Origin of the sequence: Streptomyces sp. NPDC059989 (assembly GCF_042736975.1) — a bacterium.
In the GTDB taxonomy this organism is placed as follows: domain Bacteria; phylum Actinomycetota; class Actinomycetes; order Streptomycetales; family Streptomycetaceae; genus Streptomyces.
Map to the genome: position 1 here is coordinate 56,980 of NZ_JBHWUO010000013.1, position 22,268 is coordinate 79,247.

Annotated in this window: 17 protein-coding genes; 6 read left to right on the forward strand and 11 right to left on the reverse strand. The window is 73.9% G+C overall.

All coding sequences use genetic code 11. The features are described 5' to 3' along the window. Positions 1 to 126: 126 nt before the first annotated feature. The 3 genes from ACFWBN_RS14030 to ACFWBN_RS14040 form a co-directional block, all read right to left on the reverse strand. The gene (locus ACFWBN_RS14030; protein WP_385175779.1) at positions 127 to 2,859 is read right to left on the reverse strand and encodes a SpoIIE family protein phosphatase; all 2,733 of its coding nucleotides are present in this window, start codon (positions 2,857 to 2,859) and stop codon (positions 127 to 129) included. 102 nt (positions 2,860 to 2,961) lie between these two features. Then, positions 2,962 to 3,888 carry a cyclase family protein gene (locus ACFWBN_RS14035; RefSeq protein ID WP_385175782.1) on the reverse strand — a complete coding sequence of 309 codons (927 nt, stop codon included), beginning with the start codon at positions 3,886 to 3,888 and terminating at the stop codon, positions 2,962 to 2,964. A 269-nt stretch (positions 3,889 to 4,157) separates the two neighbouring features. Next, positions 4,158 to 5,033 (reverse strand): helix-turn-helix transcriptional regulator, encoded by an 876-nt coding sequence (locus ACFWBN_RS14040; RefSeq protein ID WP_385175785.1) that lies wholly within the window; start codon positions 5,031 to 5,033, stop codon positions 4,158 to 4,160. A 100-nt stretch (positions 5,034 to 5,133) separates the two neighbouring features. On the opposite strand from ACFWBN_RS14040, the gene ACFWBN_RS14045 reads away from it, so the two are divergent. After that, positions 5,134 to 6,573 (forward strand): MFS transporter, encoded by a 1,440-nt coding sequence (locus ACFWBN_RS14045; protein WP_385175788.1) that lies wholly within the window; start codon positions 5,134 to 5,136, stop codon positions 6,571 to 6,573. Positions 6,574 to 6,817: 244 nt separating this feature from the next. Here ACFWBN_RS14045 and ACFWBN_RS14050 read toward each other — a convergent pair whose 3' ends face one another. The 5 genes from ACFWBN_RS14050 to ACFWBN_RS14070 all read right to left on the reverse strand — a co-directional run bounded on the left by ACFWBN_RS14050 (position 6,818) and on the right by ACFWBN_RS14070 (position 12,798). After that, on the reverse strand, positions 6,818 to 7,075 hold the full coding sequence (locus ACFWBN_RS14050; RefSeq protein ID WP_385175791.1) for a hypothetical protein: 258 nt from the start codon (positions 7,073 to 7,075) through the stop codon (positions 6,818 to 6,820). Further along, positions 7,062 to 7,334, reverse strand: a complete 273-nt coding sequence (locus tag ACFWBN_RS14055; protein WP_385175794.1) for a DUF6400 family protein — start codon at positions 7,332 to 7,334, stop codon at positions 7,062 to 7,064. Before ACFWBN_RS14055 ends, ACFWBN_RS14050 begins: the two co-directional genes overlap by 14 nt. 151 nt (positions 7,335 to 7,485) lie before the next feature. Further along, positions 7,486 to 8,172 carry a M15 family metallopeptidase gene (locus tag ACFWBN_RS14060; protein WP_385175797.1) on the reverse strand — a complete coding sequence of 229 codons (687 nt, stop codon included), beginning with the start codon at positions 8,170 to 8,172 and terminating at the stop codon, positions 7,486 to 7,488. A 9-nt stretch (positions 8,173 to 8,181) separates the two neighbouring features. Continuing rightward, entirely contained in the window at positions 8,182 to 10,857 is a 2,676-nt protein-coding gene (locus tag ACFWBN_RS14065) for a SpoIIE family protein phosphatase (RefSeq protein ID WP_385175800.1), read from the reverse strand. Positions 10,858 to 10,983: 126 nt separating this feature from the next. Continuing rightward, the gene (locus ACFWBN_RS14070) at positions 10,984 to 12,798 is read right to left on the reverse strand and encodes a VanW family protein (RefSeq protein ID WP_385175803.1); all 1,815 of its coding nucleotides are present in this window, start codon (positions 12,796 to 12,798) and stop codon (positions 10,984 to 10,986) included. Between the two features lie 200 nt (positions 12,799 to 12,998). Here ACFWBN_RS14070 and ACFWBN_RS14075 point away from each other — a divergent pair, with 200 nt between their 5' ends. Continuing rightward, entirely contained in the window at positions 12,999 to 13,499 is a 501-nt protein-coding gene (locus ACFWBN_RS14075; RefSeq protein ID WP_385175806.1) for a hypothetical protein, read from the forward strand. Between the two features lie 235 nt (positions 13,500 to 13,734). Further along, entirely contained in the window at positions 13,735 to 14,967 is a 1,233-nt protein-coding gene (locus ACFWBN_RS14080) for a PP2C family protein-serine/threonine phosphatase (protein ID WP_385175810.1), read from the forward strand. 41 nt (positions 14,968 to 15,008) lie between these two features. Here the strand turns inward: ACFWBN_RS14080 and ACFWBN_RS14085 are convergent, their stop codons facing one another. Together ACFWBN_RS14085 and ACFWBN_RS14090 are read right to left on the reverse strand one after the other, a co-directional pair. Further along, positions 15,009 to 15,221 carry a hypothetical protein gene (locus ACFWBN_RS14085; protein ID WP_385175813.1) on the reverse strand — a complete coding sequence of 71 codons (213 nt, stop codon included), beginning with the start codon at positions 15,219 to 15,221 and terminating at the stop codon, positions 15,009 to 15,011. Between the two features lie 172 nt (positions 15,222 to 15,393). Then, positions 15,394 to 15,615 (reverse strand): response regulator transcription factor, encoded by a 222-nt coding sequence (locus ACFWBN_RS14090; protein ID WP_385175817.1) that lies wholly within the window; start codon positions 15,613 to 15,615, stop codon positions 15,394 to 15,396. Between the two features lie 466 nt (positions 15,616 to 16,081). Here ACFWBN_RS14090 and ACFWBN_RS14095 point away from each other — a divergent pair, with 466 nt between their 5' ends. After that, the gene (locus tag ACFWBN_RS14095) at positions 16,082 to 18,187 is read left to right on the forward strand and encodes a PIG-L family deacetylase (RefSeq protein ID WP_385175820.1); all 2,106 of its coding nucleotides are present in this window, start codon (positions 16,082 to 16,084) and stop codon (positions 18,185 to 18,187) included. Between the two features lie 134 nt (positions 18,188 to 18,321). Further along, the gene (locus ACFWBN_RS14100) at positions 18,322 to 18,819 is read left to right on the forward strand and encodes a hypothetical protein (protein WP_385175823.1); all 498 of its coding nucleotides are present in this window, start codon (positions 18,322 to 18,324) and stop codon (positions 18,817 to 18,819) included. A gap of 211 nt (positions 18,820 to 19,030) precedes the next feature. On the opposite strand, the gene ACFWBN_RS14105 is transcribed toward ACFWBN_RS14100, so the two are convergent. Further along, positions 19,031 to 20,533 carry a hypothetical protein gene (locus tag ACFWBN_RS14105; RefSeq protein WP_385175826.1) on the reverse strand — a complete coding sequence of 501 codons (1,503 nt, stop codon included), beginning with the start codon at positions 20,531 to 20,533 and terminating at the stop codon, positions 19,031 to 19,033. A 170-nt stretch (positions 20,534 to 20,703) separates the two neighbouring features. On the opposite strand from ACFWBN_RS14105, the gene ACFWBN_RS14110 reads away from it, so the two are divergent. Further along, a complete protein-coding gene (locus tag ACFWBN_RS14110; RefSeq protein ID WP_385175829.1) occupies positions 20,704 to 22,248 on the forward strand; it encodes a DUF6056 family protein in 1,545 nt (514 codons plus the stop codon). The last annotated feature ends 20 nt before the right edge of the window (positions 22,249 to 22,268 follow it).

Here is a 22,268-nt window from a genome sequence, read left to right on the forward strand (position 1 = left end):
CTCCGGGGGTCGGCCTCCGAGTTCTTCCCGACTGCATGGGGGATTCTATGCCGACCTGCCCCTATATCTCCGGTATTTGCCCCGCCGGAATGCGCCGGAATGCGCCGGAAATGCGCCGGTCACAGGTCACGCCGCGTCCAGGGCGCACTCGGCCCAGATGACCTTGCCGTCGGTGGTGTAACGGGTGCCCCAGGTCTGGGCGAGCTGCGCGACGAGGAACAGGCCGCGCCCGCCCTCGTCGGTGCTGGCCGCATGGCGCATGCGCGGGGCGGTGCTGCTGCCGTCGTACACCTCGCATATCAGGGTGCGGTCGTGGATGAGACGCACCCGGATGGGCCCGGTGCCGTAGCGGACCGCGTTCGTGACCAGCTCGCTCAGCAGCAGCTCCGTGGCGAAAGCGGACTCGTCCAGCCCCCACCCGCTCAACCGGGCAACGGCGGCGGCCCGGACCTCGGAGACGAGGGCCGGGTCGGAGGGCAGCTCCCAGGTCGCGATCCGGTCGGAGGACACGGCGTTGGTACGGGCCACCAGGAGCGCGATGTCGTCGGCGGGGTGGTCGGGTGCCACGGCGTCGAGGACCGCCTGGCACGTGTCCTCGGGGGCGCGGCCCGGGTGGGCGAGCACGCGGCGCAGCTCGTCGAGGGCCACGTCGATGTCGCGGTCGCGGTCTTCGACGAGCCCGTCGGTGTAGAGCACCAGCTGACTGTGTTCGGGAACGTGGATCTCGGCCGATTCGAAGGGCAGCCCGCCCAGGCCGAGAGGCGGTCCTGCGGGCAGGTCGGGGAAGGTCACGGTGCCGTCGGGCCGGACCAGCGCGGGCGGCGGGTGGCCGGCGCGGGCCATGGTGCACCGTTGCGAAGTGGGGTCGTAGATGGCGTACAGGCAGGTGGCGCCGACGATGCCGGTGCTGCCGAAGGCCGGGTTGTCCCCGTCCTCCTCCCGGTCGAGGCGCACCAGGAGGTTGTCCAGGTGGGTGAGGACCTCGTCGGGGGAGAGTTCCAGTTCGGCGAAGGTGCGGGCGGCGGTGCGCAGTCGGCCCATGGTGGCGGCGGCGTGCAGTCCGTGGCCGACGACATCGCCGACGAGGAGGGCGACGCGGGTGCCCGAGAGGGGGATGACGTCGAACCAGTCGCCGCCCACGCCGGACTCGGCGGGCAGATAGCGGTGGGCGACCTCGACGGCGTCCTGTTCGGGAAGCCCGCGCGGCAGCAGGCTGCGCTGCAGGGCCAGGGCGAGGGTGTGTTCGCGGGTGTAGCGGCGGGCGTTGTCGATGCACAGCGCGGCGCGGGCGGCGAGTTCCTGGGCCAGGGAGCGGTCGTCGTCACCGTAGGGGGCCGGGTCCTGTGAACGGTAGAAGCCGGCGATGCCCAGGACGACGCCGCGGGCGAGGAGGGGGACGGTGATGAGGGAGTGGACGTTGTGGGCGAGGAGCAGTTCGGCGTGCTCGGGGTCCTGGGCGATCCAGCCGAAGGCGCCCTTCAGGTCGGGTTCCAGTACCGGCTGCCCGGTGGCCAGACTGCGCATGTGGGGCGTGGTCGGGCTCAGCTTGACGTGGGTGCCCACCGGGTAGAAGGGACAGTCCTCGCGGATGCCGTGGACGACCGTACGGTGCATTTCGGTGGTGGGGTGGGCGGACTCCTCGCCCCGCAGCACGGCCTCGGGAACATCGATGGTGACGAAGTCGGCCAGGCGCGGAACCGCCGTCTCGGCGAGTTCCCAGGCGGTGCGGCTCACGTCCAGGGTGGTGCCGATGCGGTTGCTGGCCTCGGCGAGCAGCTCCAGGCGCCGTCGTGCCGCGACGGCGTACTTGCCCACTTCGGGCTCGCCGACCAGCACCAGCCCCCTGACCATGCCGTCGGTGGACGCGCCGGGGCCCGGTGCGCCGGCCCCCGGTGCGCCGGCCGCGCGGACCTTCGTCGGGGCCGGGGCATGCCGCTCCGAGTCCTCGGGGAGGAGCGCCTCGATGACGACGCCCTCCACTCCGGAGAGGCTGGTCACGGGACGGCTCACGAGGGTGATCCGCCGGTCGTGGGAGAGGGGGACCTCGGTGGCGGCCCGCTGGGCGGCGGACATCAGCTCCGTGGCCTTCTGCTTGAGGATCATCTGATCGTTCTGGTCCAGGTCGCTCTGGAGCAGATCGTCCATTCCGAGGACGTACCCGTTCCGCGCGCCCTCACCGATCGGCGTGTGGCTCCCGGCGTCGAGGTACGCCTGCAGCAGGCCGCGCTCGCGCGCCGAACTCTGATCCATCAGCCGTCGTTCGATGGCTTCGGCCGCCCTGCGTACCAGGGGGATCAGTGCCGGGTCGGCGTCGGCGTAGGGGTAGCCGAGGCACAGGACGCCCTCGATGTGTCCGCTGAGCTGGTCGCGAACGGGGATGGCGGTACAGGCACTTGACTGGGACCGCTCGGCGAAGTGCTCGGCGCCGTAGACCTGGCAGAGCCGCCGTTCCGCGAGGGTGAGGCCGATGCCGTTCGTCCCCGCGTACTGCTCGGCGAACACGAACCCGGGGAGGGTCTGGATCGCGGCGAGACGCGTGGCCATGGACTTCTCTCCGAAGCGGCGTTCGAGCACCGTGCCGTGTCCGTCGGCGAGGCAGATGTTCATCTGGCTGCCCGAGAAGATGTATTGCAGCCGGTCGAGCACGGGCCCGGCGGCGCGGACGATCCGTCCGTCCGCGTCGAAGTCCTGGGTGAAGGGGAGCTCGGACTGGTCCGGCGACAGCCCCAGCAGTCGGCTCCGCTGCCACGAGCTCAGGATCGGGCTTCTCACGCTCCCCTCGACCGAATCGACCGACTCGCCGTGCAGGAATCGGTCACGGGAACGCACGGGGCCGATGCGGTCTCCCACCACCCCCATCTGCACCACTTCCCTCACCGGAACGGTCCCGATCGCCAGATTTGAGTATATTCCTCCCATTTTCGAGATGAGCATGGGAGCCGGCGGCCGGCGGGCCGCCGATCAAAGGACCGCGACCGGGTTGACGGGCGAGCCGGTCCCGCCGGGGACGTTCAGCGGCGTCACGACGAGCATGAACGCGTAGCGGCCCGCCTCGGCGCAGGCGGCGGAGAGCGCTTCGAGGTCGAGGTTGTCCAGCAGTGGGACCCCCATCGCCGTGATGGCGAGCACGTGCACGGGGGAGTGCAGGCCCTCGACGGGCGAGGGCCGTACGTCGCTGTCCCCGTCGCCGCCGAGCAGGGCGATGGCCCGTTCGGCCAGCAGCGGCACGGCGTCCACATGCCAGCCCGCGCTCGCCGCGCCGGGGTCCCAGGGGCCGATCTCCCGGCGTCGCCGGAAGCGGCCGGAGCGCAGCAGCACCGCGTCGCCGTCCCCGATCGTCACGTCGAGGGCCCGCTCCGCGGCGACGACGTCGTGCGCGTGCACCGCATGCCCGGGCTCCAGCCATTCGACCCCGAGCGCGGCGGGGAGATCGAGGAGCACGCCCCTGGTGACCAGGGGGCCGAGCGCCGACACGGCGCCGAAGCGGGCACCCCCGGCATCGATGGCCTCGCGCGCCGGGCAGCCGTCGTAGAGCTGCCCTCGGTAGGCGATGTGTGACAGTGCGTCGAGATGGCTCACGCCCTTGCCGTGATAGTCCACCGCGAGGAAGTCCTTGAAGGCGGAGGGCTCCGGGGCCTCCACGTCGCCGAGGTCGGACATGTAGTGCAACGCGGGCCTCGCGTTGTCCGGTCCGGGCAGGGTGTCCCAGGGCCGCCCCATCGGGACGACCGTGCCGGACCGGATCAGGGCGGCGGCCCGCTGCACGTGGGCCGCCGTCACCCGGTTCCAGGCGCCGCGGTCGGCCGGGTCCCACCGGCCCCAGGTGCGGACCGCCTCGAAGAGGGCGTCGAACTCCTGGCGGGAAACGGCGGCGGGGGTGCTGCTCATGTGTACGCGGCGCTCCAGGATTCGTACGACTGTTCGCGCCGGGGCGTCGGAGCGTCGGGCGTCGCGGCTGCACCGGCGCTCAGGTCGACGGGGTCTCGCTCGACTGGACCGTCACGAAGTACTGCGTCGGCACAGCCAACCAGCCCGGGTACGCCGCGGTCGGTCCCGAACCGGGCCTGATGCGCGTTTTCCCCCGGGTGGCGGGCCCGGAAAGCGGCGTGTCGCAGACGCGTGCCCCGAGCCCGAGCCCGAGCCCGTGCGCGCGCCCGTCAGACGGAGACCGGCACCCCGGCGGCGGACGGTTCCGCCAGCCGCTCCAACTGCTCCAGCCGTTCCCGGGTCTCCTGGTCACGCGGTACGTACGACACCAGCCGCGGCCCGGCCCCCGGCCCGAGCCACAGGTTGGTGTGCTCCAGGCGCAGCAGGCCCACGTGCGCGTTGCGGATGTCCTTCGACTTCGTGCCCTGCCCCACCACCTCGTGGCGGGCCCACACCTCCCGGAACTCCGCCGACACGCCCACCAAGCGGTCCAGGAGCGTCCGCCACGCGGGCTCCCCGAGGTGCTCGGCCATCGCCGCCCGGAACTTCGCCGCCATGACCCGGTGCGTGGCCGGCAGGTCCACCACCGCCGCCCGCCACTGCGGATCCGTGAAGGCGAGCCACATGCAGTTGAGGTCCTCCGGCCGCTTGTCGTCCAGGTTCCCGAGCAGCCGCCCGTACGTGGCGTTGTACGCGAGGATGTCGTACCGGCTGTTCTGCACGCACGCCGGAATGGGGCCCAGCTGGTCGAGCATGGCCCGCACGGCCGGCGTCACGCTGGGGCACTGCGCCGGCGGCGCCGGGTCCAGGCTCCCGGCCAGTGCGAACAGGTGGGACCGCTCGCTCACGTCGAGCAGCAGTGCCCGCGCGACCGCGTCCAGTACCTGCGCCGACACGTGGATGTCGCGCGCCTGCTCCAGCCACGTGTACCAGGTCACGCCCACCGACGACAGGTGGGCGACCTCCTCACGGCGCAGCCCCGGGGTCCGCCGGCGCTGTCCGCGCACCAGTCCGACCTGCTCGGGGGCGATCCGCTCGCGGCGGCTGCGCAGGAATTCGGCCAGTTCGTGCCGGCGGACGTCGCTATCGGGAGCCACAGTGGTCATGGCCCCAGCCTGCCGCACCGCCCATCCTGTTGCCAGGTAGTGCCGGTACCCGGATAAGGACACTCTGGTACCCGTCCGGCGGCCGGGCGAGGGTCCAAGGGTGACCCAGACCTCCGTACGCCCCACCCCCGCACCCCCGGGCCCCGCCGCCGGGACCGCCGCCCCGCACCTGGGCGGCCTCGGCCTGTTCACCGTGCTGCTGGGAGCGGCCCTGCCCCTGATCGACTTCTTCATCGTCAACGTCGCGCTGCCGTCCATCGAGCACGACCTCGCCGCCGGACCCGCCCTGCTGGAACTGGTCGTCGGCGGGTACGGCGTCGCCTACGCCGTCCTCCTGGTCCTCGGCGGGCGCGTCGGCGACACCTTCGGCCGCCGCCGGCTCTTCCTCGTCGGCATGGCCGCCTTCGGCGTCACCTCGCTCGCCTGCGGCCTCGCCCCGAACGCCTGGACCCTGGTCGCCGCCCGGGTGGCCCAGGGCGCGGCCTCCGCGCTCATGCTGCCGCAGGTGCTCGCCACCATCCAGGCCACCACCGAGGGCCCGCGCCGAGCCCGGGCCATGAGCCTGTACGGGGCCACCGCGGGCCTGTCCATGGTCGCCGGGCAGATCCTCGGCGGCGTCCTGGTCGCCGCGGACCTTGCCGGGACGGGCTGGCGCGCCGTGTTCCTGGTCAACGTGCCCGTGGTGCTCCTGGGGCTGGTCCTGGCCGTGCGCAGCGTCCCGGACACCCGCGCCGGCCGGCCCGCCGCCGTGGACGTGCCCGGCACCCTCCTGCTCGCGCTGTCGCTGGTCTCGCTGCTGCTGCCGCTGACCGAAGGCCGGGCCGCCGGCTGGCCGTTGTGGACGTGGGTCTCGCTCGGGGTGTTCCCCGTGGCCGCCGCGGCGTTCTACCTCACCGAGCGCCGGGCCGACCGCCGCGGGCGCACCCCGCTGGTGCCGCCGAGCCTGCTGCGGCTGGAGTCGCTGCGGCGCGGCCTGGTGCTCCTGCTGCCCTTCTCGGTCGGGTTCAGCGGCTTCATGTTCGTCCTCGCGGTGGCCTTCCAGCAGGGCCTGGGCATGGGCCCGGTGACGGCGGGGCTGGCGCTCGTACCGATGGCCCTGTCCTTCTTCGCGGCCTCCCTGGCCGGCCCGCGCCTGGTCGGCCGCTTCGGCACGCGGGTCGTCACCGCCGGCGGCATCATCCAGGCGGTCGGCATCGGCCTCCTGCTGGCCGCCCTCTGGTACGGCTGGCCGCACGTCGGCCTTGCCGCGCTGGCTCCCGGCGTCGCCCTGGCGGGCCTGGGCCAGGGCCTCCAACTGCCCGTGCTGATGCGCCTGATGCTCTCGGACGTCCCCGCCGACCGTGCCGGGGTGGGCAGCGGCGTCATGATCACCGCTCAGCAGTCCTCCCTGGCGCTCGGCGTCGCCACGCTGGGGAGCCTCTTCCTCGCCCTGGCCCCGACGGCGGGCCTGCGCGCGGCGGTGTGCACCACCCTGCTGGTGCAGCTCGGCCTGATCGCCCTGACCGCCCTGCTCAGCCTGCGCCTTCCCCGTATGCGCTGACCGGCTGCCCGGAGGCGGCTGCGCGCTAGCGTCCGAGGACGTTCATCAGGATGATCGCCACCAGATTCGCGAGGATGACGGCGACGACGCCGGCGATGGCGGCCCAGGCTCGGCCCGACTCGTCCAGCTCCATGCTCCGCCTCCCTCCGGTGCCGGGGCCGTAAGCGGGGCCCGCCGGCCTTTCGTCATGATGACCCGGTTCGGCAGGGCGCACATCTCGGGGCGGGAGGGACGCGGGTCGCTCTCAGTGGCGCGACCAGCCGCTGACGACCCGGTCCCACAGGGAACGGGTGGCGCCGAAGCCGCTCTCGTGCACCCAGACATGGGTGCACGAGGGGCACTGGAGGTGCAGCAGGCTGCCGGTGTTGGACAGCATGTAGCGCCAGTGGTCGGAGCACGTACGGCGCTGCCCGCACGGCTCGCAGCCACGACTGTCGTCGCACTTCGGGCAGGCCGCCCAGGCGCGGCGCCCGATGTCGGCCTGCGGATCAAGCGGCAGCACGGCCGCCCCCGCGCCGAGGCAGTACCCCGGCTTCGACGAGCTCGTCGTGCAGCCGCTGCTGCTCCGCGTCGAGCCCGGAATACAGCAGGTCGTACGCCTCCTCCTCGCCGCGCAACACCTCGATCGGGTCCCAGTCGGGGCCGATGGCCTCCAGGACGTGGACCCGCCGGAGCGCCTCGTGGGAGGTGAGGTCGACGGCGAAGCCGACCAGTCCGGACTCGTCCGGGCCGGTGGCGGGAGTGGGGGGAGAAGGAGCCATGAGAGGGAACTTAGGTAACCCTTCGTTCCCCGGGCAAGAGGAGGTGGGAGAAGTCACAGCCGCCCGCGCCCCGGGCTCGCACCCCGACGGGCCCCGCCGATCACCGGGTCGGCGGGGCCCGTCCACCGTGCACCGGCCGTCGGGCGCCCGCCTACCCGCCGTCGGACGAGAAGTGCTGGTAGTCCGGGTTCGACCAGTCGCCGCCCCAGTGCCAGCCGACGCGCCGGAACGCGGTGGCGACGACGCCGTCCTCCGCGATCATCCCGGGGCGGAGGGGGGTGCGCCGCAGGTAGGCCCGGCCCGCCGCCGGGTGGACCTCCCCGCGGACGTCCACGTACGGGTTCTCGACCGGGTTGATGTCCACGGCCAGGCCCCACGAGTGCCGCGACAGCTTTCCGGTGTCCCCGGTCACCGGCCGGCAGTTGAAGGCCGAGCTGTTGTCGTCGGCCATGGCCGCGCGGTCGTCGCCGCGGTACTCGGCCGCCACGCGCATCCGCCGGATCGGGAAACGGGCGTCGAAGGCCCGGCCGAAGGCGTACAGCAGCGGCTCGACCGCGTCGCGGTGGGCGATCAGCTCCCCGCGGTGGACCTTGCCGTCGAAGCCCCAGTGGTTCATCCGGATCAGCCGCAGCCCCTCCGCCGGTACCGGGCACCCGGCCCGGAGGCTCGCGCCCAGCTTCTCCGCGGGCACGTCCGTGACCTCCGCCGCGAGCACCGGCGCGGCGACCCGTACCGGCACCCGGGGGTGCTGCGGAGGCGGTGCGCAACCGGGCGCCGCGCTCGCGCACCACACGGCGACCGCGGTCAGGGAGACGGATATGGGGCGCGTCGGGCGCACGCGTTCACGTTACGGTCCGGGCTCCCCGCCGACCTCCGGAGGTACGCCGCCCGGGGCGCTGGGCAGCACCTGCTCCGCCCAGATGACCTTGCCCTCGGGGGTGTACCGGGTGCCCCAGTGCTCGCTGAGCTGCGCCACCAGGAACAGCCCGCGCCCGCCCTCGTCCGTGGTGGCGGCGTACCGCAGGTGCGGGGCGGTGCTGCTGCCGTCCCACACCTCGCAGGTCAGCACGTGGTCGTGGAGCAGCCGGACCCGGACCGGCGCGCTGCCGTGCCGGACCGCGTTGGTGATCAGTTCGCTGAGGATGAGCTCCGTGGTGAAGGCGAGCTCCTCCAGCCCCCACTCGTCGAGCTTCGCCGCGGCAAGGTTGCGGACGACGCCGACCCCGCTCGGCTGGAACGGCACGTCCCACTGCGCGACCCGATCGGGGCCGAGGACCCGGGTCCGGGCGATGAGCAGCGCCACGTCGTCGGTCGGCCGGTTCGGCAGCATCGCGGCGAGAACGGCCCGGCAGCTCTCCTGGGGGTCCCGGCCGGGGTGGCTCAGCGCCGTGCGCAGCAGCTCCAGCCCCTCGCCGATGTCCCGGGTCCGCTGCTCGACCAGGCCGTCCGTGTACAGGACGAGCTGGCTGCCCTCCGCCAGGATCAGCTCGGCGGTCTCGAAGGGCATGCCGCCCAGCCCGAGCGGGGGACCGGCCGGCAGGTCGACGAAGTCGGTGGTGCCGTCCGGGGCGACCACCAGCGGCGGCAGGTGCCCGGCCCGCGACAGGGCGCAGGTGCGGGACACCGGGTCGTAGACGGCGTACAGGCAGGTCGCGCCGAGCACGCCGCCGTCCGTGTCGGTGCCGTCGTCGTGGTCGATGCGCTGTACGAGGTCGTCGAGGCGGGCGAGGATCTCGTCGGGGGGCAGGTCGAGCGAGGTGAAGTTGTGCACCGCCGTACGCAGCCGCCCCATGGTGGCCGCGGCGTGCAGGCCGTGCCCGACGACGTCCCCGACGACCAGGGCGACCCGGCCGCCCGGCAGCGGGATCACGTCGAACCAGTCCCCGCCCACCCCCGACTGCGCGGGCAGGTAGGCGTGCGCCGCGTCCACGGCGCTCTGCTCGGGCAGGGCGCGCGGCAGCAGGCTGCGCTGCAGGGTGACGGCGAGGGTGTGCTCGCGGGTGTAGCGGCGGGCGTTGTCCATGGCGACGGCGGCGCGGGCGACGAGTTCCTCGGCCAGCGACACGTCGTCCTCGTCGAAGGGCTCCGGCTTGCCGGACCGCCAGAAGTTGACGACGCCGAGGACCACGCCCCTGGCCTTGAGCGGGGCCGCGATGAGCGAGTGGATCCCGTACTCGACGATGGCCGTGGCCCTCCCGGGGTCCTGGGCGTGCCAGCCGGGGGCGTTGGCCAGGTCGGGCACCAGCTCCGCCTCGCCGGTGCCGAAGCCGCGCGCCTGCGGGGTGGAGGGCTTGAACTCGATCAGCCGGTCCTGGGGGTACAGGGGGTGGTCGGGGCGGATGCCGCTGACCGCGGTGCGCCGCATCTCGGCGCCGGTACCGGGCTCGTCGCCGTCGAGCACCGGGTTGGCCAGGTCGACCGTGACGAAGTCCGCGAACCGGGGCACGGCGACGTCGGCGAGCTCCTGGGCGGTCCGCGTCACGTCGAGGGTGGTGCCGATGTCGCCACCGGCGTCGTACAGCAGTTTGAGGCGCCTGCGGGCCGTCTCGGCGCGGCCGGTGAGGATCTGCATGTCGGTGGAGTCGCGGATGGTGATGGCGGCGCCCTCCGGCCGGCCCCGCGGGTGGGTGGGCCGCTGGTTGACCACGAGCAGCCGGTCCCCGGTCTCCAGCACCTCGTCGGTGGCCACCCGGCCGGACAGCAGCAGGGAGGCCATCCGGCTGTCCAGACCCGGTACGTCCCCGATGTGGCGGCCCTCGGCCCCCACGGGCAGCCCGAGCAGCCGCTTGGCCTCGTCGTTCGCCAGGACCAGCCGCCCTTCGCCGTCGGTGATCAGCACCCCTTCGCGGACGGCGTGGAGCACCGCGTCGTGGTGCTCGTACATCCGGGTCATCTCCTGCGGGCCGAGCCCATGGGTCTGCCGGCGCAGGCGGCGGCTGATCAGGGCCGCGCCGGCGGTGGACAGGGCCAGACCGGTCGCGATGGCCAGGAGGATGACCGGGAACTGGCGGTCGAGGACACCGGTGACGTGCTCGACGGTCAGGCCCGCGGACACCAGCGCGACGACCCGGCCGTCCGGCGCGGTGACCGGCACCACCGCCTGGATCTCCTTGCCCAGCGGACCCTCGACGCTCTCGGTGTGCACCCGGCCGGCGAGCGAGGGCTCGATGGTGCCGACGAAACGCTTGCCGATGCGGTCCGGCTGGGGATGGCTGTACCGGATCCCCTTGGTGTCCATCGCCACGATGAAGTCCACCCCGGCGGCCTTGCGGGTGGCCTCGGCGAGGGGCTGCAGGACGGCGGACGGGTCGGGCGTCCGCAGCGCTTCCTGCAGGTCGGGGGAGTGGGCGAAGGTCTCGGCGACGGCGATCGACCGGTTGCGCGCCTCCCGCTCGACGTCGTGGCGGGACTGCAGGAGCAGCGCGAGCAGCGCTCCGGTGGCGAGCAACACCACGATCGCCACCTGAAGGACGAACACCTGTCCGGCGACGCTCTTGAATCCCTTGCTCAGGGGTGACCGCACCGAACTGCCCGGTACGGGTTGCGAGGAGGGGTCACGTCCCCAGTTGTAGCACTTCCGGCGGTCCGTGGCGCCCGACGGGCGCACGGCGCGTTCCGCCGGTCACCTCAGGTGACCCCTTCTTTCCTCCTACCGGCCCTGCGCGGGGACCTCGGGGCCGGCCGCCGCGGCCGCCGCCGGGGCGCCGCTCGGCGCCGTGGCGGGCGGGGTCCCGGGCGCGGTCTCGGGCTCGCAGGTGACCTCGTCGCGCGGGGTGTAGTGGGTGGTGTGCTCCTCGCGCCTGACCTCCTGGCCGTCCTTGACGAAGATCCGGCCGACGGTGACGTCGAAGCCCTCCAGGGGCGTCTGGACCTCGCACTTCGGGCCGGTGCCCGTGCGCTTGGCGGGCGGGGTGACGTGGGTGCGCGGACCCTTGGTCGCGCGTATCTCGTCGTACTTCTTCGTGCCCAGGAGGGTGATCGTCAGCGAGGTGTCGGTCGACTCGGCCTTCACGTAGACGGGGTGGCCGGAGTCGTTGAGCCAGCGCAGGTCGAGGCTGCCCCAGGCGACGGTGGCCTCCCGGCCCTCCGGGTAGCGCTCGATGTAGAAGGAGTGCGCCCCGTACTCGACGGGCTTGAGGCCGGCGAAGAACATGGCGTTGAACATGGTGGTGGCGACCGCGGAGACGCCGCCGCCGGGGGACTTCACGTACTGGCCGTCATTGATCATGATGCCGTCGACGAAGCCGTTCTCCTTGGTGCGCTCGCCGACCGTGCGGTTGAAGCTCCACTCCCGCCCCGGCATGGCCACGGAGCCGTTGATCAGCTCCACGGCGCGGCCGATGTTGGTGGACCGGTACGGGGCGGCCGGGAACTCGACGGTGAAGGAGGAGAGCTTCTCCTTGATGCCGAGGCGGCGCGCCTCGGCGTCGGTGAGGTCCGGCTGGACGGCCGTGGTGGCCACCACGGCGCTCCGGTCGGCGCCCGAGCGGGTGAGCAGGGGCATCACGGCCCGCCCGAGGGCCTCCTTGGTGACCTGGTGCCCGGCGCGGCTGGGCTCCTTGACCACCACGCGGCCGTCCGACGCGACGCCGAGCACGGCGTCGCGCGGCGGCTCGACGGCCTCCCCGAGGGGGGTGGCCACGGCGGGGTCGGCGAGCAGGCCGTCGGAGTCCAGGGCCGGCGCCAGGCGGCCGTCGGTGTCGGCCTTCATCTTCAGGTGCTCGCCGAGGACGACGGGGCTCACGGGTATGCGCGTGTCGGCCACGGTGAGGGTGACGGGGCGGGACACCGCAGGCTCCGCGAACTCGCGCAGGGCCCGTCCGGTCTCGGCCGCTCCCACGCGCGGCTCGGTGCGCCGGACCGGCAGCGCGACCGGGCTGCCGTCCGGGCGGGGCTGCAGGTAGGCGTCCCGGAGGGTGTCGAGGGCCGGGTCCCGGAGCAGGGTGACGCCGGTCTGTGCGGTGACCACCTCGGGCCTGCCGGCGGCGAAGGCTATGGACCCGTCGCGGACCTGCTGCTCGGTGCTCGCGCGGAGCCGCTCGACCCCGGCGCGGGCGGTCTTCTCGTCCATCCGGATCACGGGCTCGACGTCCGGGTCGCCTGAGGCGAAGAGCCTGCCGATGACGCCGACCGGCCCGTAGCCCGTACGGGCGGCACGGTCGGCGGTCGCGGCGGTGTCGAGGGACAGCCCGAGGGAGGCGGGGGCGACCTGCTCGACGCGGTCGCCGACGCCCGCCGCGAGGGGGGCGGCGGCGCGCGGCCCCAGCTCCCGTGCCAGCGTGCGCTCCGCCTCCGCGCGGCTCATGCCGCCGATGTCCACGCCCCGGACCTGCGTGCCGGAGGCGATGTCGCCGCCGACCGCGAGTCCGGCACCGTAGAGGCCGCCCAGTCCGAGGACTACGGCGCCTCCCGCCACCGGCAACGCGATCCGCCAGTTACCCGTCCAGCTGCCCGAAGGTCGCACGTCTCTCCTTGTGGCGCCGACCGGTCGCCTAGCGGCTCGCGGGCCGTGGCAGGGGCGCGTAGATGACAGTTCCGGTCATTCATGATGACCCTGGAACAGCGCCATTCGGGTGAGAAGGTAATAGTTCTCACAAACGGGGCAAAGGTGTTGCTGATGCCGGGTACGGCCCGCCCCGGAGAGACGAACGTGGGAGTGATGTCGTGGCAATGGTCGGACTGTTCTGGATCACTCCGGACGCGGTGTACGTGGGGTCGCCGCCGACCGCGATCGGGAGCTGCGTCCGGCTGACGGCCGGCGGGCTGGAAGCGGTGGACCCCGACGGCTCCCGGACGTGGACGTGGGAGGGGCTGCGCTCCGCGGTCGTCGATGACGTGCCCGCCGAGAGCCCGTCGGGCCGCGCGTCGAAACTCCTCGGGTCGGTGGTCTCGGCCGCGCTCGGCGCCTTCCTCGGCGAGGGGCCGCCCGAGATGACGCTGCGGCTGGAGACGGCGGACGGGCCGCAGGAGGTGACGGTGTACGCGGCGGCGTCCGGAGGCTACGGCGCCGAGGAGGCGGCGCTGTCCCAGGACCTGCTCGCCCGCTTCGTGGCGGGAACCGCGGACCCGCGGACCATGGAGGCGTGGGGCCGTGAGCACGGCCCGGAGGGCACGCCGAAACGGCACGTGCGGGAGGCCCTGCTGCGCACCTGGCTGGAGGCCTGAGCCGGTCCGGAGGCAAGGCCGTCGGGCCCAGCGCCGCCCGGTGCGAGGTGCGGCCCCCGTCGCGGCCATCATGGCCAGGACCGCACCCCGCACCCTGCGCCTACCCCGGGCCGGCCGGTCGGATGCCCCGGTCCGCCCACGGCCGGCGGGCTGTGAGCGGCTCGCCCCCGGCGGCCGTGGCATCGTGGGAACCCCGTGATCGGAACGGTGGGGGCGCGCACGGGCAGGTGGACTCATGAACGGACCCGTCATCGACTACCGGGCGGTCTTCAAGGCCCTGCCGGGCGCGGTCGCCCTGCTCACCCCCGATCTCGTGTACACCGACGCCAACGAGGCGTTCTTCGCGATGGCCGGGCGCACCCCCGACCAGGTGATCGGCCGCTACCTGTTCGACGTCTTCCCCGACAACCCCAACGACCCGGGTGCGACCGGCATGCGCAACCTGTACGCGTCCCTGCAGCGGGTCGCGGCCACCGGCGAGCCCGACAGCATGGCGCTGCAGCGCTACGACGTGGAGTACCCCGACCGGCCCGGAGTGTGGGAGGAGCGGTACTGGAGCCCGGTCAACGTCCCCGTCCTGGCCGCGGACGGCACCGTGGCGCTGCTGCTGCACCGGGTGGAGGAGGTCACCGAGCTCATCCGTGCCCGCGGTGATCGCGCCGGCGGGGACCGCAGCGCGGTCCTGGAAGCCGAGCTCTACACCCGCGCCCGGGAGCTGCAGGAGGTCAACGAACGCCTGCGCCAGGCCCACGCCCGGGAACGAGAAGTGGCCCTCCACCTCCAGCAGGCGATGCTGCCCGAGCCCCGACCGCTGGCCCACCACCAGGCCGCCGTGCGCTACCGGCCGGCCGTGGGGGCCCTGAACGTGTGCGGCGACTGGTACGACCTCGTGGACCTGCCCGACGGTCACCGCACGGCCGTCGCGGTCGGCGACGTCGTCGGCCACGGACTGCGCGCGGCGGGCGTGATGGGCCAGCTGCGCAGCGCGCTGTCCGCGGCGTCCCGCGTCGCCGCCGGCCCCGCCCGGGCCCTCGAAGTCGTCGGCCTGTACGCCCGCTCCACCGACGGGGCCGAGTCCACCACCGCCGTGTCGGTCTTCCTCGACTGGGACAGCCGCACCCTCGCCTACAGCAGCGCCGGCCACCCCCCGCCCGCGCTGTGCCGGCCCGACGGCACCGTCACCTTCCTCGACCAGGCCACCGACCCCCCGCTGGGCGCCCGCCCCGAACACGCCTCCCGCCCCGAGGCCCGGACCGCCTTCGTCGAAGGGTCCGTCCTCGTCCTCTACACCGACGGCCTGGTCGAACGCCGCGGAGAGGACATCGACACGGGCCTCGACCGACTCGCCCGCTCACTGGCCCGCCACCACACCGCCGACCCCGACACCCTCGCGGACGCCCTGCTGGCCGACCTCATCCCCCCGGCCGGGATCACCGACGACACCGCTCTGATCGTGCTGCGGCTGTGACGGCGTGTGGCACTACCTGCCGGTGGGCAGGGAGTGCCGGGTCAGGGCTCGCGGTCCATCACGCGGCGGGCCGCCTCGGCCTCCGCCGCGGGGGGAGACAGTTCATCGAGGGTGTCGAGCTCGTCGTCCGACTCCAGCTCCCGCTCCCAGGCGGCCGCGAGTCGTTCCTGTTCCTCGTGGGGTCGGCTCGTGAACGCCTCCCGGTGGTGCGGGTCCAAAGCCGCGAGGAAACGTCCGACCGCGTCCGTCGGCATGCCGTGCTCCTTCTCGCCGTGGGGGAGGGGCGGCAGCGGCAATCGCGATGCCGCGCCCGGCCCAGGATGGCGAACCCGGCCGGTGCCGGCGGCCCGACACGGCGCGTCGCCACCCGAATGCCTGCGCCGACCCTTCAGGGGTGACAGGGCGTGGTCCGCGGGTGGCCGGGTGTCACAGGCCCAGGGAGATGGCCAGACGGGTCAGCTCGGCGGTGGTGTGGACGTTCAGCTTGGCCCGGATGCGGCGGAGGTAGGCGTCGACGGTGTGCTTGGAGAGGCCCATGGTGCGGGCGGTCTGGAGGTAGGTGCGACCTGCGGCGATGTGGCGCAGTGCTTCCTGCTCGCGGGGGGCCAGCGTGGCCTGGGGCTGCGGCATGGTGAGGGTGAGGCTCATGGGATTTCCTCCGCCGGATCGGCTCGGTCATCTCTGCTTTCACCCTCGGAAGCAGAGGGGCTGAATGCCCTTTTTGTCTCTTGTTAAAAGCCTGTCCGGGGGACTTCGCGAGGATGTCCGCCGACTGTCACAGGTCTGTGACAAGGGTCGTTTTGTGTGTATGTGGGCTGATTTTGGATGCGGCGCGCCGAGGGTGTCGGGTGTCACCCCTCGCGGTCGCTCGACGGCCCTGTCGTTGAGCGTCGAGTCGCTGGGCCGAGCTTTCAAAAGGCCCCACACGTAACCAAGTTGGCGCGATGTCGGCTTTGTGTGTGTTTGCTTCGGTATCAGCCTTGATGGTGTGTCAGCCGGATGCGCGTGAGGCATAATCGGCCGCCGGTCGTCTCCGGAAGCGGTGGAGCCATCGGGGCACCGACTCACCCCCCAAGCGGATTTCCGCACCGGACCGATCCCCAAGGCGTTCCAGATGTCCCTGGCCAGGCGCACCCGCCTCGCGGCCTCCCTCGCCGTGCTCTCCGCCGGCGTCGTCGGCGTGACGGCCTGGGCCTACGCGGACGCGGACGCGCCGCTGCCGGCCGCTCCCCCCGCGGCCGTCCCGGCGAGCGTGACCGAGGGCTCCGTCCTCCAGGTCGTCGCGCACCCCGACGACGACCTGTTCTTCATGAACCCCGACGTGAGCCGCGCCATATCGACGGGCGTCAAGGTCACCACGGTCTACCTGACCTCCGGCGAGTCCGACGGCCGGAACGAGGCCCACAGCCCGCACCTGGAGGACGCCGCCCGTCCCGCCGACCGCGCCGCCTACGCGGAGGCCCGGCAGAACGGCATCCGGGCCGCCTACGCGGAGATGGCCACCGGCGTCCGCACCAGCGCCTGGAAGCGGACGGCCGTACCCACCGACGGCGGCGGGAGCGCGGAGGTGGACGTCCTCGTCGCCAGGCCCGAGGTCAACCTGGTGTGGATGGAGCTGCGCGAGGCCCGCAGCATCTCCGACGACAACCCCGACAGCCTGCGCGGCCTGTGGGACGGCCGGATACCCGCCCTCGGCGCCCAGCTGACCTCCGGGACGCCGGTCAAGCACGCGTTCTCGTACACGAAGGACCAGGCGATAGACGCCATAGCCGGCGTGTTCCGCAGGTACGGGCCGACCACCATACGCACGCAGGACCCGACGCCCGGCCGGTCGGAGGGGAGCGGCGCCTTCCTGGACCACCAGGACCACATGTACGGCGCCCGCTTCGTCCAGGCCGCCGTGGCGCGCTACGCGAAGTCCCCGGACCGGCCGCACTTCTCGGTCCAGAACTACACGAGCTACCCCAACAGCTCGCTGCCCCCGACGCTCGACCCGCGGACCGCCGAGGAGAAGCTCGGCTACCTCAAGACCTACGCCTGGACGGACCACCAGGACTGGTGCGGCAGCCCCGCCGGATGCGGCGACCGCAAGACCGCGACCCGGCCCGCCGGCGCCGGCTGGAGCCAGACCATCCGCTACAGCCGGGGCGACAGCACCTCCTGGATGGCCGAGGGCGTCTCCGGCCGGCTCTGGGCCTTCGCCGTGCTGGACGGCCGGATGGCGTACTGGTCGCGCAGCGGCCCCGGCGCCCCCTGGCAGGGCCCCCGCTTCCTCCCCGGCACCGGCTTCGACACGGGTGCGACGGCGGCCCGGCTCCCCGACGGCAGGATCGCGGTGTTCGCCACCCGCACCACCCTGGGGGCGACGCCGCAGGAGTACCGCCGGGACCTCGTGTACGCCGTCCAGGCCGCGGCCGACGGCCCGTTCGGCCCCTGGCAGTCGCTGGGCAGCCCGGACACCGGCGACCGCTCCGTCACCTCGGCGATCGGCGGACCGGCCGTGGCCGTGGACCGGACCGGCCGGATGACCGTGTACGTACGGGACTCCCGGCGCACCCTGCGCGCCCGCGCGCAGGAGACCCCGGACGGCGCGTTCGGAGCATGGCAGGCCCTCGGTGGCACTGGCCTCCAGGGCGATCCGGTCACCGTGACCGACGCGGCGGGGCGGCGCCACGTGTACGCGGCGACGACCGGGTCCGTGCTGGCCTGGGTCGAGGAGACCCCGGGCGGCCCGCTCCGCGCCCCGGCGCAGACCTGGCTGCCGCAGACCACGGGCGTGCTGTCGGCGAGCCCCGACGGCTACGGCGTCCGCCTGTACTTCCGCCGGCCCGGCACGGGCACCGTGCTGACGGCCCTGGCCACCGCGGGCGGCGACGCGCCCGCGCTGTCCCCGGTCACCGAGGTGGGCGGCCAGGCCGGCTACGGCGCCGTCGGCGTCGCGGGCGGCCTGCTCGCGGGCCGCGCCGGCACGGGCACGATCGGCACGGCGGGCACCGACGGCCCGCCGTCCTGGCAGGAGTCCCAGATGCTGTACACGGGCGCCCCGACGGCCGTGGCCGAGTCGGCCGGCGCTCCGTCCCTCGCGGCGGCCCTCGGCCTGGACGCCGAGCTGCACGTGGTCACGGCGGCACCCCCGGCCGGATCCGAGCCCGGCGGCAGCCCGCCCCCCGTCCCGTGGCACCGGGCGGTCCCGCCCTCGAAGGTCGCGCCGCTGCCGTAGCCACCGTCCGGGTGCGTGCACCCGCCGGACCCTCCCCGGGTGGCCGCGCCGGCCGGGGCGGGCGAGGATGGCGGCCCGACCCCGTCGCAGGCCGACGGCGGCCGGGTCCTGACCAACGGACGATCGGGCTCCCCGTGACCCCCTTCCGCATCTCCCACCGGCGCGTGCGAGCGGGCACCATACGCGCGGCGGCGTCCATGGCCTCCGTCGCCACCCTCGCGGCCTTCGCGACGGCCTGCCGGAACGACACCGCACCCGCCTGGGGCTACCCGGAACTCAAGGCGACCCTGGGATCCTTCTCCCGCGCCCTCGACGCGCCCTGCGACGAGGCGGCCCCCGCGACCTGCGCCGACGAGCTCGACCGGCTCGGCACGCTCGCCGACCTCGCCCTCGGCGAGGTCCTCGACCACCGGCTCCTCGACCCCGGATGCGTCGAGGCGAAGACCGCCCTGGACCGGGCCCGAGCACTCCGTGCCGCAGCCGCGGGACAGGCCCTGGCCCGGCGCGATCCGCACCACCCGCCGTTCAGGCGCGCGGTGGTGGCGGAGCGGCTCGCGTACGAGCGCCTCCTCGCCGCGCTGGAGAGCGTCCGCACCGCCCCGCCTCCCGGCGACGGGACGGAGCCCGTCTGACCCGGCGCGGTACAGCACCCTTCTAGTGCTGTGACCGGAAAGGTTCACCGGGTCGCGGCGCTCCCCCAGCTACCGCTGGGAGGTACCCCCAGGCACGGCACCTCGCCGCGTTGTCGGACCACGCAAGTACGTCCAGTACGAGCCGCGGTCCTCCGCCTTGCGATGCACCGCACCGGACGCCGCGACCCGGCAAACCTTCCCGGCCACAGCACTAGCTCCGCAAGGGCGGTGTGGGAAGGCCCGGTCCGTCGAGCGCCACGAGCGCGAGGACGGTGATGGCGCCCGTCCAGGCCAGTGGTGCGATCGACGAGGGGCTGCCCGCCGCGTTCACCTTCTCCGGCAGTTCACCGAGCGCGTTCCGCCGGGCGAGGACCCAGTCCAGCACCTGCCCGGCCTTGGCCGTCCTCCCCGTACCGGCCCACGCGAGCGCGAAGAACGCGGTACTGGGCGTCCAGGCGGCCTTGCCCCAGGGAGCCGTCGGATCGTTCCCGGGGGTCAGGCCCCCGTTGGGCAGCAGCAGGGCCTCGTACGTGGCGTCGAGTGCTCGGGGCAGATCGGCCGGGGCCGCGTTGAAGGGCGGCGCCATGAACGCCACCGCGCTGTCGTGCCCGTGCAGCCCGTCGGCGGTGCGCTGGTAGCCCAGGGGCGCGAACCTCGCGGCGATCCCTGCGGCGAGCCGCCCGGCGGCGCCGGCCCAGCGCGCCGCGTCGTCCGGCCGGCCCGTCCCGGCGGCGAGGTCCGCGGCGGCGTTGAGCCCGGCGAGCAGGGGAGCGGCCGTGCCGATGTTCGCCGTGGCCGTCGCCAGCTCCCAGTAGTCGGGGGAGGCCGGGGGCAGCCCGTCCGCCCCCAGCGAGGCCGCCGCGCGGTCGGCCGCCTTGCGGACCATCGGGTAGAGCGCCGCCAGCCGGGCGGGGCGGCCGGCCCGGGGCGCCGCCCGGTACCACTGCCAGGCGGCCCAGGGAACCCAGCCGTTGGCGTCCAGCTGCCACCGCCTGCCGTCCGGCGGACCGGACCCGTCGAGCTTCGTCCGCGCCTCCCACGTACCGTCCTCGCGCTGGGTCGCGGCGCTGTGCCGCAGGATCCGGTAGGCCTCGGCGTCGTGGCCGGTGTGCGCGAACGCGGCCGCGGCGAAGCCGGAGTCGCGCGGCCAGTTGTACTGCCAGCCCGGAGTCCACCCGGCCGCCATGGCGCCGTTCGGCTGCAGCAGCGCGCGCATCGACAGGAGGGCCCGCTCGGCCGCCGCGCGCTGCCCGGGTGATCTGCCGGGGACCGTGCCCGACGCCAGCCAGGCGCGGCTCCGTGCGATCTGCAGCCAGGCCTTCGGATCGCCGCGGCTCACCACGACCGACGCCGTCCGGCCGTCCGGGAGGTACTTCCACCGGCCGGACGGCAGCTCCAGTACGTTGCTCCGTTCGACATACCGCGCACCGCTGGCGGTGGCCCGCGAGATGCCCTCGGCGGAGCTCGTGTTGGAGAGCAGGCCGGCGGTGGGGGAGGCGAGCAGCGACACGGCTGCATAGCTGCCCTCGGCATCGCCGCGGCTCTGGTGCCCGAGGGGCCGCACGAGGAACACCGGCCGCTCGTCCCCGGCGGACCGGCCGGCGGAGGGCCCCGCCGCGGGTCGCGCAGCGGGCTTGGCGGCCCATACGGGAAGGGCCAGGCCCGCCAGGGACGCCGCGACGACCGCCCAGCGGACGAGCAGGACAGCGCGCAACGCCACTCCTTCCGTCGAGTCCCCATCCTGGAAGAGCGGCGCGGCCCCCGCCACGGCACGGCCACCGCCCGGGTGACGAGGCGCCACCACGCCTGCCGGCGCGCTCGTGTCCCGGCGGCCGGCGCCCGACTGGGCATGCACAATCGCCGGACATATCGTCAGATGGGTCCATGGGAACTGCTGCGACGGAAGCCGAGCGCGAGGGCGGCGGCCACAAGGGCGGCGGCAACGAGGGCGGCCGGACCCGTCCCCCCGGAACGCTCCGCACGCTTCTGTCCGCAGTGGGCGGAACCCTCGTCGTGGCCGCCGGCGGCCTGGTCGCCGTCGGCTGCTTCCTCGGCCTCTACGTACGCCCCACCTCCGACGACTGGTGCGTCGCCTGGAAGGCCCGAGACCTGGGAGTCGCCGGCATCACCTCCGACTTCTACAACACCCAGAACGGCCGGATCGCCAACGCCTTCCTGAGCGGGGTCATCTACGGCGACGGACTGGCGGGACCCAAGATCCTGCCCACGGTCATCGTCGTCGCCTTCACGGCCGGCCTGGTCCTGCTGGGCCGCGAGTTCATCCGGTTCCGCGGCGCCGGACCGCGCCTGCCGGTCCTGTTGGCCCTGGCCGCCTGCTCCCTGGTCGTGCAGGCGCTGCTCTACTACGGCGGCCCGCGCAGCTATCAGGTACTGCTGTGGGCTCCCGCCACGATCTCCCACACCATTCCGAGCGTCATCGGACTGTGGACGCTCCTGCTCGGCATCCGGACCGCCCGAAGTCCCCGCACCGCCGTCCGCCGGGCCGGCCTCGCCTCGGCCTTCCTCGCCGGTTGCGTACTCGGCACGCTCAGCGAGCCGTTCGCCCTCGTCAGCGGACTGCTCGCGGCCGCCGCCGGGCTGCTGGCCCTGCCCCGCCTCGGACTGGCGCGCGACCGGCACCCCTTCACCTGGTGCCTGTGCTACTGCGCCGGCCTCGTGTGCGGCCTGATCGTGCTCTACACCTCCCCCGGCGCCCGATGGCGCCGGGCGCAGCAGCCGGCCAAGGAGTCCCCGCTCTCGGCGGGCGAGCTCAGGGGCACCGCCGGGGACTGGCTGCGCATGTGGGACTCGGTCGCCGGCCAGTGGGCCTACCTCGGCGCCGCCGCCGTCGGCGTCCTGCTGGGCCTCTGCCTCGCCGCGCCGGCCGGACGGGAACCGCGACCGGCCGTCCCGGCGGTCCCCCGGAAGATGGCGCTCACCCTGCTGCTGCTCCCCGTACCCGTGGTGGCGCTGGGGTCCTTCGCGGTGGTCGTGGGCCTGCGCAGCGGATACGGCCCGAGCGGCTGGACGTACGCCCGTACGTGGACCAGCTACCTCGTACTGATGGAACTGGCGCTCTGCGGCTACGGAGCGCTGCTCGGCCAGTGGGCCGCCGGCCGCTTCGCGAGCAGCCGCCGGAACACCGGTACGGCCGTCGTGGCGGCCGGCGCCCTGACCCTGCTCGCGCTGGCCGCCCTCGTCCCGAGCCTCCAGCGGCTCACCACCGCCACGGTCACCCACGCCGTGGCCTGGGACGCCCAGAACTCCCGCATCCGCGCCGAGGCCGCCCGCGGCGCCGAGGACCTGGGCTACCGGCCCTTGTACATCGGAAGCCTGGCCGAGCCCTTCTTCACCTCCGACTACGCCCGCGACTGGGTCGCCGGCTGCGTCTCGAAGTGGTACGGGATCGACCGCATCCACCGCCTCTGAGCCCGGGCGGTGCCGCGGCG

What these genes read in the sequence shown, in the direction of transcription:
- ACFWBN_RS14030 (WP_385175779.1), bottom strand. Translation starts at nt 2,859, where the DNA reads ATGGGGGTGGTGGGAGACCGCATCGGCCCCGTGCGTTCCCGTGACCGA.
- ACFWBN_RS14035 (WP_385175782.1), bottom strand. Translation starts at nt 3,888, where the DNA reads ATGAGCAGCACCCCCGCCGCCGTTTCCCGCCAGGAGTTCGACGCCCTC.
- ACFWBN_RS14040 (WP_385175785.1), bottom strand. Translation starts at nt 5,033, where the DNA reads ATGACCACTGTGGCTCCCGATAGCGACGTCCGCCGGCACGAACTGGCC.
- ACFWBN_RS14055 (WP_385175794.1), bottom strand. Translation starts at nt 7,334, where the DNA reads ATGGCTCCTTCTCCCCCCACTCCCGCCACCGGCCCGGACGAGTCCGGA.
- ACFWBN_RS14080 (WP_385175810.1), top strand. Translation starts at nt 13,735, where the DNA reads ATGAACGGACCCGTCATCGACTACCGGGCGGTCTTCAAGGCCCTGCCG.
- ACFWBN_RS14085 (WP_385175813.1), bottom strand. Translation starts at nt 15,221, where the DNA reads ATGCCGACGGACGCGGTCGGACGTTTCCTCGCGGCTTTGGACCCGCAC.
- ACFWBN_RS14090 (WP_385175817.1), bottom strand. Translation starts at nt 15,615, where the DNA reads ATGAGCCTCACCCTCACCATGCCGCAGCCCCAGGCCACGCTGGCCCCC.
- ACFWBN_RS14095 (WP_385175820.1), top strand. Translation starts at nt 16,082, where the DNA reads ATGTCCCTGGCCAGGCGCACCCGCCTCGCGGCCTCCCTCGCCGTGCTC.
- ACFWBN_RS14110 (WP_385175829.1), top strand. Translation starts at nt 20,704, where the DNA reads ATGGGAACTGCTGCGACGGAAGCCGAGCGCGAGGGCGGCGGCCACAAG.